Below are 11,505 nucleotides of genomic sequence, written 5' to 3'. Positions count from 1 at the left end.
TAGTTAATCACGCCAACGCCTAGCGTACGGCGACGCATGCTGCCGTTTTGAGCAGCTTTTACCGGATAGTCTTGATAATCGAGCAGGGCATCAAGCGCACGGACGATGAGTTCAGCTGGCTCTTCGATGTCGCTGACGTTTTCGACTTTACCTAAGTTCACCGCTGATAACGTACAAAGCGCGATTTCGCCTTCTTCGTCATTGATATTATCAAGTGGCTTAGTCGGTAAAGCGATTTCCATACAGAGATTTGACTGACGAATTGGCGCAACCGTTGGGTCAAATGGGCTATGGGTGTTGCAATGGTCGACGTTTTGAATATAGATACGACCGGTGCTGGCGCGCTCTTGCATCATTAAGCTAAACAAATCTGCCGCTGGGATTTGACGGCTACGAATAGTAGGGTCATTTTCGTACTTGGTGTATAGCTCTTCAAACTTGTCTTGATCTTCAAAGAACGCATCATACAGACCCGGTGTGTCACCTGGAGAGAATAGCGAGATATCTTGACCTTTAATCAGGCGAGTGTACATCGTTTTGTTTAACTGTACGCCATAGTCCATATGACGAACACGGTTGTCTTCGACGCCGCGGTTATTTTTCAATACCAATAACGACTCAACTTCTAAATGCCATAATGGGTAAAATAACGTCGCAGCACCGCCACGGACGCCGCCTTGTGAGCAGCATTTAACAGCGGTTTGAAACAATTTATAAAATGGGATACAACCAGTATGCTGCGCTTCGCCGCCACGGATAGGGCTACCAAGGGCACGGATACGTCCGGCGTTGATGCCGATACCTGCGCGCTGTGATACATAGCGTACGATGGCGCTGGTGGTGGCGTTGATTGAGTCTAGGCTATCACCACATTCAATCAAGACGCACGAGCTAAACTGACGCGATGGCGTACGCACACCTGACATGATAGGCGTTGGTAGTGAAATTTTGAACTCTGAGGTCGCATCATAGAAGCGTTTCACATATTTCATACGCTCTGACTTTTCGTAACGGCTAAACAAGCACATCCCAACCAGCATATATAAGAACTGCGGGCTCTCAAAAACGGTCTTAGAGACACGGTCTTGTACGAGGTATTTACCTGCCATTTGCTCAACTGCAGCATAAGCAAGATTCATATCGCGCCAGTGGTCAAGATACTCTTCTAACTCATCAAATTCAGCACGGCTATAATCAGCTAAGATATGCGCGTCGTATTTGCCTGCATCAGTGAGTTTTTTAACGTGATCATACAGGTGCGGCGGGGTGAATTTATTGTAAGCAATTTTACGTAAATGGAAGATAGCCAAACGCGCGGCTAAATACTGATAGTCAGGCGTATCTTCAGAGATAAGGTCAGCGGCAGATTTGATGATGGTTTCGTGAATATCACGAGTTTTGATACCTTCATAAAACTGAATGTGCGATTTTAGCTCAACTTGTGATACCGACACATTCTCTAAATGGTGAGCTGCCCACTCAATAACCTTGTGAATTTTGTCTAAATCAATAGGCTCTAAACGTCCATCACGTTTGGTTACTTGGATTTTATCGATATGTGTCATGCTGACCTCGTAAGTTGATTGCTTGATAATTATTTACTGAATGACTTATTAGTGATGCTGCGCGGTGTAAGGACGCCAAGCATGCTTTATAACGCTATATATATGCTCATGATAGAGTGTTTTTTTGAGGCAAAAGATTGCCACGGCTCATAGTGATGGTTTAAATCACTGAGCACTACATATAGCGTGTTTTTTAATAGGTGGACACAATATAGCGGGAAAATTTTGAAAATGCTATATTGATTTTAGAGTGAAACTATGTTGCTGAGGGCTTATAAGTTGCCCGAATTTTGGCAAAGGACGATGGCATAAGGGTTAGACGCAAATGAGCTTGATAATAAGATTTTTGTAAAAATATAATCGCTCTTTGCTTTTTATTTTCTAGTCAATTGTTGACCAATAAAAGTGGTCATGACAATAAGAATGCGGGCGCAGATTGTACATCAAACCACAAAAAATCGCCACCCATATGAGTGACGATTGTCATTATCTTATGTGAATTTGCGCTCATAAGAGTAGGGCTTGCTAGACGGCATCGAGATATCGCCAACCCAATCATAAGTTACATCACAATGCGTACGGTCTTAGCGGCATCAAGAGACGCGTATAGGCTATTCACTTGCTCAGCGGTCGTTAAGTATAAGTTTACCCGTACAGAATGAAAGCGTCCCGTTTTTGATGGTTTGACTTGCATAGACGCTAAGTCAAAATCAGGAAACTGGCTGCCTAAAATGAGTTTGACTTCGTTTAATAAAGTCTCATGCTCACTTTCATTACCGATGATGCTCATCGGGTAATTCATCGGAAAATCCCACAATTCGGGATTTTGAATGTCGGTCTTTTTGCCTTTGATTTTATCATTGCCTAACGATATTTGAGAGACGTTGACATCTTTTTTAGAATCTTGTTGATTATCGCTCATGGTAGAGTCCTTAGTGCTATTTTATAATGGGGCTTGGGGCTTAGAGGTTGCTGATATTTTAACAAACGACTATCGATTAACCACAAAAAAGCTGAGACGCGCTCAGCTTTTGGGCTATATATTCTGCGATATGAAAAGACAGTATGCTAAAAAGCTACTCTCTTTATAGGGCACTTATCAGTCATTTTCAAGGAAAGAGCGTAGATGCTCAGAACGTGATGGATGACGCAATTTACGCAAGGCTTTTGCCTCAATCTGACGGATACGCTCACGCGTCACATCAAACTGCTTACCGACTTCTTCCAACGTATGAACCGTTGGCATATCGATACCCAAACGCATTTAAAGCACGCGTGCGTCACGTTCTGTAAGGTTGCCAAGTACATCTCGAGTGGCTTCACGTAGACCGGCAGATGTCGCATCGTCAACCGGGCTTGAGATCGTCCCATCTTCAATAAAGTCACCTAGGTGCGAGTCTTCATCATCACCGATTGGCGTCTCCATCGAGATAGGCTCTTTGGCGATTTTTAGCACTTTACGAACTTTGGCTTCGTCCATCTCTAAGCGTTCGCCTAATTCTTCAGGCGTTGGCTCACGTCCCATTTCTTGTAGCAGCTGACGTGAGACACGGTTTATCTTATTAATAGTCTCAATCATATGCACAGGGATACGGATGGTGCGCGCTTGGTCAGCGATAGAGCGAGTAATCGCTTGACGAATCCACCAAGTGGCATAGGTTGAGAACTTATAACCACGGCGATATTCAAACTTATCAACCGCTTTCATCAAACCAATGTTACCTTCTTGGATCAAATCCAAGAATTGTAGACCACGGTTGGTATATTTTTTAGCAATAGAGATAACGAGACGTAAGTTGGCTTCAACCATCTCTTTTTTGGCACGGCGGGCTTTGGCTTCACCAATAGCCATACGGCGCGCGACATCTTTCATGTCGTGGATTTCCATCTCAAGCTTGTGCTCGTAATCACGAATAGCACGTTGCAAAAGAATCACATCATCGGTAACTTTTTCGAGCGTGGCAGCAAATGCAGGCTTGCCTTTAATGCGCTCAATCAACCAATCAACGTTGGTCTCATTACTTGGAAAGGTCTTACGGAACTCTTCACGCGGCATACGACCACGGCGAATCACCAAACGCATGATTTGACGCTCATGCTTACGCACGTCGTCATAGACATCATGCATGATTGCCATGACTTGGTCAGATAAGCGATTATTGAGCTTTAGCATCATAAAGCGGCTAGCAAGCTCTTCATAAGCTTCATTAGCTTGTGCACTACCACGATCATAATCAAGCAATGCTTGCTTAGCTTTAATAAATAGATGCTCAATCTCTTCTAAGCGCAAGCGCACTTCTTCTGGATCGATACCGCTGGTTTCTTCTTCAGCGTCCTCTTCAACTTCGTCTTCGTCCTCGTCGTCATCATCAAGACCATTTTTTGCTTTGGTTTTTGCTTTGATGACAGGCGGATTTTCTTTCTCTTCTTTGATACGCTCGCGCTCTTCTTTCGCGGCTTCTTTTGCTTCTTGTGCAGCGATTTTATCTGCTTCGGTTTCAGGGTCTAAAAAACCGGTAATGACATCAGAAAGTTTTTTCTCGCCATCTTGTACTTTTTGGTACTCGTCAAGTACAAATTGCACCGTACCCGGCCAGTAAGACATGGCGTGCTGTACGTCACGAATACCTTCTTCGATACGTTTGGCAATGGAAATCTCGCCTTCACGGGTAAGCAAATCGACCGTACCCATCTCACGCATATACATACGCACAGGGTCGGTGGTACGACCTGGCTCAGTCTCAACAGACGCTAATACCGCTGCTGCTTCATCCGCTGCCATGTCATCATCACTTGAATCGTCGTTCATCAAGATGTCATCGGCATCAGGAGCAGATTCAAAGATTTTGATACCAACGTCGGTCAGCATTTGTACAATATCTTCGATCTGATCGCTTTCGGTAATAGAGTCGGGCAGTTGGTCATTCACCTCAGCATAGGTCAAATACCCTTGCTCTTTACCCATTTGGATTAAGGTGGCCAGTTGAGATGTGGACTTAGAAACTGACTTATCGTTCATAAATACTCGCTTACTTTGTATCGGACATTTTTATATTGTGACTCGCTATCGCTTGCTGGGTGCGTTGATCTTATCAATCGATTGATCAAAATAGGGCGTAAAGGGTGTCAATAATATCAAAAATGAGTGGATATGAATAAAGGCTAAAAATACTACAATTACAATGCTACAAAACTGCTAGAAATTGGTCGCGCTCAAAAGACTTCAGAATAGTATTGCCTAAAAAAATGCTGCCTAAAATATAGACTACTTAAAACTAAGCTCTAAAATTTTATACTTAAAATCGTGCTCAACAATGCAATCGTCTGGTCATTTTTTCATCGTGCATTGAGCCATACTATAAATATATAGCGACATAGTTTAACACATACCAGTGTAATCAAGCACGAGGTAGTGGTATCTACCGACTGTTTTTACTGATTATTTACCATCAGTTGAATGTTTGACATCATTTTAAGGTCGGCTTTGACTACGGGGTATAATCATTAATAATGGGGACAGCTGCTATACTTTTAAAGGGTTGCTGTTTGATAAATAAAATCTAATGACCATATTAAGATTTAACCGTTGCCATTTGTGCCGATTGCTCTGCTTGCTGCGCACGTAGCCAATCATTTAATAACTGTGATTGTTTGCGGACAATCGCTAGTTTTATATTGTCAGGATTTTTAATCAAATCTTGTGTTTTTTTCTTCATATGACGTTCAATCAGCTGGCTGACCAACTCTTCGACCAAACCATCAAGACTTAAGATATTACGACTGGTCAAGGCTTTATAGAAACTGCCCCAATCACGGCTAAGCGTCTCTTGGGTCAAGGGTTTGACGTTAGATAAGATAAAGTGCGCTGCCGCATTGGCATCTTTTGGCAAATAATTCAGGCAGCACTTAATGGTACTGACGACATCAAGTAGTGCCGCGTCTTGCATATCTTCCCAAGCAAGTGGGCGTAAAACATCAGCCGAGGCTTTTTGCTTGAGATGAGCGGGCAGGTGCAACTCATTAATACCGGCTTTTTGCCAAATCGACTCGATAGGATCATCAATCAAGGCGCGCGGTTGGAAGACAAAGCACAGCTGTAATTGCTGGCTGATGGTCATCTCGCCATCAAAATCTAGCAGTGCATCTTTTGCCTCGATATTTTGGCTACGCTTACCGCCAAGTTTTTGGTAAATATCATTGTTCAGTAGATAGCGAAAGCTACTACCTTTAGGTAATGCCGTGGTCAATGCGCGTACTTGTGACATGAGCTTGGCTTTACCTTCTACCAAAGTCAAATCATGACGTTCACTCAAATAGGCAAAAATATACTGTGATAGCGGCATGGCATTAGCTATTTGCTCACGCATGGCATCACCGCCCTGACTTTTTATAAAGGTATCGGGGTCATGATTGTTGGGCAGTGTTAAAAATCTTAGCTCTTTGTCATCACTGAGCACTGGCAAAGCTACTTCAAGCGTGCGCCAAGCGGCTTTTTGTCCGGCGCTATCACCATCGAAACTCAGGGTTAACGTTGGATTGAGCGTCAAAAGTCGTGATATCTGACTCTCATTAATTGCCGTACCCATCGACGCAATGGCACCATAGATACCCGCTTGATACAGGGCAATCACATCCATATAGCCTTCGACTACCAGCCAGTTATCCGCACGCTTTTGGCGTGACTCATAATAGCCATATAATACGTGCTGCTTATGAAAGACGGGCGAGTCGGAGGAGTTGATATATTTGGGTTTCATTTCATCATCAAGCGCACGACCACCAAAACCAATAGTGCGTCCTTGATTGTCTCGAATTGGGAAAATAACCCGATCACGCAGCAGGTCATAATCGCGCCCAGATTCTGATTGGCGTACTAAACCAAGCGCCTTTAGACCTTCGATGTCTTGTGGGAACTGATGCTCAAGATGTTGCCAACCAAAGGGCGCATAGCCTAAGCCAAAGGTCTTAAAGATGTCTTCAGTGATACCGCGCGATAAAAAATAGTGCTTGGCATGAGGATGAATCGTGAGGTTATGCTGATAAAACAGCTGTATCTGCTCTAGCAGCTCATATAAATTGCCATCTTTATCAGCAATACCGCTCATATCCTGCACTTGTGTGATGTCATTGCTGTCTACCAGCCAGGCAGGCGGATAGCTATTATCAGCGTGATATTCTGAACCATAATCATCCGCCATATAAGGCATAGAGTCATAGGACTCTAGTGGCGGGTAGTTCTCATAGCTATTGTTGTTAAAATGACTGTCATTATAATTTGATGACACGTGCCCTGATGGTATATCAGCAGATATTTGCGCAGAATTTAAAGGCTTATTCGGTGCTTGAGTTGCTGCTACTGGTGGCTTTATAGTCGGCTGTTTTTTGCTACGCTGATAGCTGACATTTTGCTGCTCTTCTTTTGGCACTTCAATGCCAGTCTGTTTTGACAGCTCATTGACCGCTTCAATAAAGGTAAAGTTTTCATAATCACGCAAAAAACTGATAGCATTGCCACCGACACTACAGCCAAAGCAATGGTAGATATTCTTTTGTGGATTGACATAAAAAGACGGTGACTTTTCGCCATGAAAAGGACAGCAGCCTTTATACTCACCACCAGCACGTTTAAGCGTGGTATGACGCCCAATGATACTGACTAAGTCAGCTTGGCTATTTAATTGCTCAAGAATGTGATTTGGGATACTCATGCGAAAAACAGTTCACCATAGGTGCAATATTGTTGATGCTCAAAATAATGCAAAAACCAAGACAGAAAAAATAAGGCCAACCGTATCGTTGACCTTATTTTTAGTTGACGTCTATCAGCATAATAATGTTAGGAAATAGACGCTATGGATTAAAAGCGCCTAAACGCTCCCATATCATCCTTATGCTGAAATAGGATTAATTACCCTCTGTCATATCGGTGCTATCCGTTTCAACCGCACCTAAGCGTACACGGCGATTGTCATCAGTCAGGCGCAGCGGAGAGGTGCTGCTTGGCGCCGCTGTATTGGCAGCAGCATTGTCGCTCGGTAATCTCAATTGAGTGGCATTACGAATGACTTGGGTTTTAGTTGCGCCGCTGTAATTGTCTGTCGCAACTGAAGTATCTTTATTAAAACGACTCAGCTGTCCAAAAGTCAATTTGTTTACCAAAGAACGCTCACGTTTGGTATTGATCTTCACGCGTCCATCAGCGCTTAGCATGTTTGGATAGTTAATTTGCAATAGGGTTTTATACTCTTTTGCCAAATCATTTAGACCCAATTTTTCATGGCTATATGCAAGGACAGCAATCGCATCTGGCACAGATTCGCTTAGTGGATAGTATTGAAATACCCATTTGGCACGGTTAACAGCCGCCACATAAGCTTCACGCTCGATATACCAGTTGGCAGCACTCATCTCGCTTTCGGCAAACTGATTGTAAATAAAAGTCATGCGCTGAGCGGCGTCAGGTGCGTAGGGACTATTTGGATATTTGTTCAGCAGCTCTTGGAAATTGGCAAAAGCAATACGGTAGTAGGCGGTATCACGTTCCGCTTGATTGAGCTTAAACAGTTTTAGACCTTCAGACGAGCCTTGCATATTGGCAACGCCGCGCACATAGTAAGCGTAGCTCACCTGTGGGTTCGATGGGTACAGACGAATGAACTGCTCAGCACTGGCAGCAGCGGTTTCATATTTACCACTTGCATACTGCGCATACATCATATCGAGCAATGCTTGCTCTGCATACTGTCCAGTAGGGTAAAAAGTACGTAAGCTAGTCAAGTCTTCTATCGCTTGGGTATAGCGACCTTTATCAATCTGGGCAATAGCGTCATTATAATACGCTTGCTCTGACTTCTCAGCAGTAACAACCGCATCTACGTCTTTACCGCCGGTAAGGTTTTTAAAGGTTTGACAACCCACCAAGTTGACACTTAGGGCAAGTAAGGTGATTGAGGACAGTTTGATAAACGTATTGCCAACAGCTTGCATACTTCTTCTCCGACACAAGACGTATAATAGCAGTGAGGCTATCATACTATTTAGTAAATTGATGATAAAAAACGATGCTAAGTGCATCAATAGTGGTCTGTCATTGGGCATGCCAGTCACTGAGCATGCTTGTTATCGTTGTGAACAAATCGCTATATGAATAAATCGTTATTCAAAAGAGTTTATTTGACAAATTGTTGCGCAATAGGTCGTGCCTCAAATCAAGCGCTGCTACAGCAAGCATTTTGATAACGATACAGTGCTATAGCATACAGCAAAACATGGCTTACTTTATAGAATAACCGTTGCTGCGTCTATTTTTTCGTTATCTATTTTGTAGTGCGGCATATCTCTTGACTATTTTATCAGATGCCGCTTTGCGCGCTTTAGTTTAGCATGAGCGGCTGCCGTGAGCGACATCCAAAAGCTGTGACCTAAACAAATATACAGTAAATTACAGCCATGTTATATTTTAGAGAGCTATGAGATGCTATTAATTGCCAGATAACCTAACAGCTTCTATAGGGCTTAAACGCTCAACATGTTACACTAGAGCGATATTATGACCATTTTTTGATTATGACTATTTTTATGGTCAAAAGCGCCGCCCTGTTTTCTTATGAAGTTCTCTTACAAAACTTCGTTAGAGACTTTACCATATATAAATTTGTTATGAATAATGATGCTATGACTACCAATTTACCCGCGAATCAATCCACTGAAGATTCATCAATGACAGACTTATCAACGCAAGGTTCACCTGTGCCAGAATCAATGATACCCAACGAATTATTAACCACTAATGAGCAGTTTGACGAGCATATGGACGACGATAGCGTGTCCGAAGATTTGTCAGATGATGAATTGCTTAATGATGAAGACGAGCATGGCGATGATGAAGTCGCAGGGCAAGCTGTGCCTGTTGTGATTGACGTGAAGCATACGGTCATAGAAGACGAAGCAGGTTTGCGTATTGATAAACTGGCATCAAAAATATTTACCGATTTTTCACGTGTTCAGTTACAAGGATGGGTCAGTGATGGCAGCTTGCTTTATAACGGCAGCGTCCAAAAACCAAAAATTCGTGTCAAAGCCGGTGATGTGTTGCATTTATCGACGACTTTAGAGCAGCATAGTGAAGATCAGCCAGAAGATATCGCAATCGACGTGGTTTATGAAGATGATGACGTATTGGTCATCAATAAGCCAGTCGGCATGGTGGTACATCCAGGTGCGGGCAATCAAACAGGCACTTTGGTAAACGCGTTATTGCATCACTATCCACAACAGCACCATTTGCCGCGGGCAGGTTTGGTACATCGTATTGATAAAGATACCTCAGGGCTATTGTTGATTGGTAAAACCAAGCCAGCACAGCTTGCGCTGATGGAGCAGCTAAAGGACAAGTCGGTCTATCGCCATTATCAATGTGTGGTAGCAGGGGATGCCGCCAGTCTATCGCGCCATCGCCGTATTGACGCGCCAATCGGACGCCATCGTAATCAGCGTACTAAAATGACAGTGATGACGGCAGGACGCGAAGCTGTGACTCATTTACTGAATGTAACTGCACTTAACGGTAACTATTGTTTGTTGGATATAGGGCTTGAGACAGGTCGTACGCATCAGATTCGTGTGCATTTGAGTCATATTACCTATCCTATCGTTGGCGATAGAGTCTATGGCGGTCGTCGTCAGCTGCGTGCCGGTCTAACAGAAGCGCAGCGTCAAGCGATTAATAATTTTCCTCGTCAAGCACTCCATGCTTATACATTGGGTTTTGTCCATCCAACGACTGGTGAAGATATTGAAGTCACCACGCCAATGCCTGAAGATATGCAGCAACTAATGGCGGTATTAAGTGACGGCTATGATGACGAATAAGCGATACAAAGATATTTCATTAAAACGGTAAATCCGCTATGAAAAATATGCTTCCCATGACATTGTTGGCACAGCTTGATGATGTGGCTGTGTTTCAAACGGCTGCTTTTTCCGTTCCCGAAGGTTTAGATGTTGATAAAGGTGGATGTGAAAGCAATCAGCACATTTCTCAACAGTTGCATCAAGCCCATCACACAAATTATGGTGAGCTAAACTTGGGTCTGCATGTCAATGATGATGCAAGCGCAGTATTAAACAATCGGATGCATACCCTTGCTGCAATCAATAAGCAGTTGATAACGCAGCAAGGTTTACCTATTCATAGCGCACCTATTAAAGCGCTACACTGGGTCAATCAAGTTCATGGTAATCATATCCATGATATTGACACAACAGTGCTCAGTATGGCGCCTATGGCTGCTGATGCCATGGTTAGTCATAAAGATGGTACTGGGCTTGCGATAATGACTGCTGACTGTGTGCCGATCGTTCTTTATCAGCCAGCGACAGGGAAGATTGCAGCGATCCATGCTGGTTGGCAAGGGCTGGAATGCGGCGTGATCAAAGCCACCGCTGAACGCTTTAGCGATAGCGGTCAGATTATGGCGTGGGTAGGGGTTTGTATCAGTCAGGATAGTTATGAAGTTGATAGGAGTGTTCGAAATAAGTTATTGGCAGGTTGCATCGAAAATAACTCGTTGACGGTAGATGCTATAAGTAATTTTGATGGGCGCTATGTGATAGCGTCTGCTACTACCAAATCAGAGATGCTTGGCGCAGCGAATACGTTATCCAACAATGCGACAGTCGATGCCCATAAAATTAAGATAAATTTGCCAAAACTTGCGATGGATCAATTGCAATCAGCAGGGATTGTCGTATGCAATGAATCTTCTATCCCTTGTAGTTATGCAGATGGTCGCTACTATTCTTATCGGCGTCAGACCCATTTGCAGCAGCCTGCGACGGGTCGGATGGCATTGATTATTGCGCGTAGTGCCCCATTGTCACAGTAGTCTTTCATTATCAGCGTGTTTCTATTTTTTAATTTGAAACCGCTACCTGTTAT

General features: G+C 43.5%; 6 protein-coding genes and 1 pseudogene. 2 read left to right on the top strand and 5 right to left on the bottom strand.

Going from position 1 to position 11,505, the window contains the following annotated elements; translation table 11 throughout:
• The 5 genes and pseudogenes from nrdA to VLN09_RS03275 all read right to left on the bottom strand — a co-directional run.
• Positions 1 to 1,565: class 1a ribonucleoside-diphosphate reductase subunit alpha (nrdA, locus tag VLN09_RS03295; protein ID WP_325243773.1), on the bottom strand; the 1,565-nt coding region annotated here is incomplete at its 3' end.
• 562 nt (positions 1,566 to 2,127) lie between these two features.
• Positions 2,128 to 2,487 carry a DUF493 domain-containing protein gene (locus VLN09_RS03290; protein ID WP_325243772.1) on the bottom strand — a complete coding sequence of 120 codons (360 nt, stop codon included), beginning with the start codon at positions 2,485 to 2,487 and terminating at the stop codon, positions 2,128 to 2,130.
• 177 nt (positions 2,488 to 2,664) lie between these two features.
• Positions 2,665 to 4,584 (bottom strand): annotated as a pseudogene (gene rpoD / locus VLN09_RS03285) (RNA polymerase sigma factor RpoD).
• 553 nt (positions 4,585 to 5,137) lie between these two features.
• Entirely contained in the window at positions 5,138 to 7,273 is a 2,136-nt protein-coding gene (locus tag VLN09_RS03280; protein ID WP_325243771.1) for a DNA primase, read from the bottom strand.
• A 196-nt stretch (positions 7,274 to 7,469) separates the two neighbouring features.
• The gene (locus tag VLN09_RS03275) at positions 7,470 to 8,552 is read right to left on the bottom strand and encodes an outer membrane protein assembly factor BamD (RefSeq protein WP_325243770.1); all 1,083 of its coding nucleotides are present in this window, start codon (positions 8,550 to 8,552) and stop codon (positions 7,470 to 7,472) included.
• A gap of 687 nt (positions 8,553 to 9,239) precedes the next feature.
• On the opposite strand from VLN09_RS03275, the gene VLN09_RS03270 reads away from it, so the two are divergent.
• A complete protein-coding gene (locus VLN09_RS03270) occupies positions 9,240 to 10,436 on the top strand; it encodes an RluA family pseudouridine synthase (protein ID WP_325243769.1) in 1,197 nt (398 codons plus the stop codon).
• 38 nt (positions 10,437 to 10,474) lie between these two features.
• Entirely contained in the window at positions 10,475 to 11,452 is a 978-nt protein-coding gene (locus VLN09_RS03265; RefSeq protein WP_325243768.1) for a polyphenol oxidase family protein, read from the top strand.
• Positions 11,453 to 11,505 lie beyond the last annotated feature (53 nt).

The organism is Psychrobacter sp., assembly GCF_035469765.1.
GTDB lineage: Bacteria > Pseudomonadota > Gammaproteobacteria > Pseudomonadales > Moraxellaceae > Psychrobacter.
Note: the sequence above shows the minus strand (reverse complement) of the source record. Positions and strands in the feature narration are given on the sequence as shown.

Coding starts and splice junctions, on each gene's coding strand:
- VLN09_RS03270 (WP_325243769.1), top strand. CDS start 9,240: ATGACTACCAATTTACCCGCGAATCAATCCACTGAAGATTCATCAATG.
- VLN09_RS03280 (WP_325243771.1), bottom strand. CDS start 7,273: ATGAGTATCCCAAATCACATTCTTGAGCAATTAAATAGCCAAGCTGAC.
- VLN09_RS03265 (WP_325243768.1), top strand. CDS start 10,475: ATGAAAAATATGCTTCCCATGACATTGTTGGCACAGCTTGATGATGTG.
- VLN09_RS03275 (WP_325243770.1), bottom strand. CDS start 8,552: ATGCAAGCTGTTGGCAATACGTTTATCAAACTGTCCTCAATCACCTTA.
- VLN09_RS03290 (WP_325243772.1), bottom strand. CDS start 2,487: ATGAGCGATAATCAACAAGATTCTAAAAAAGATGTCAACGTCTCTCAA.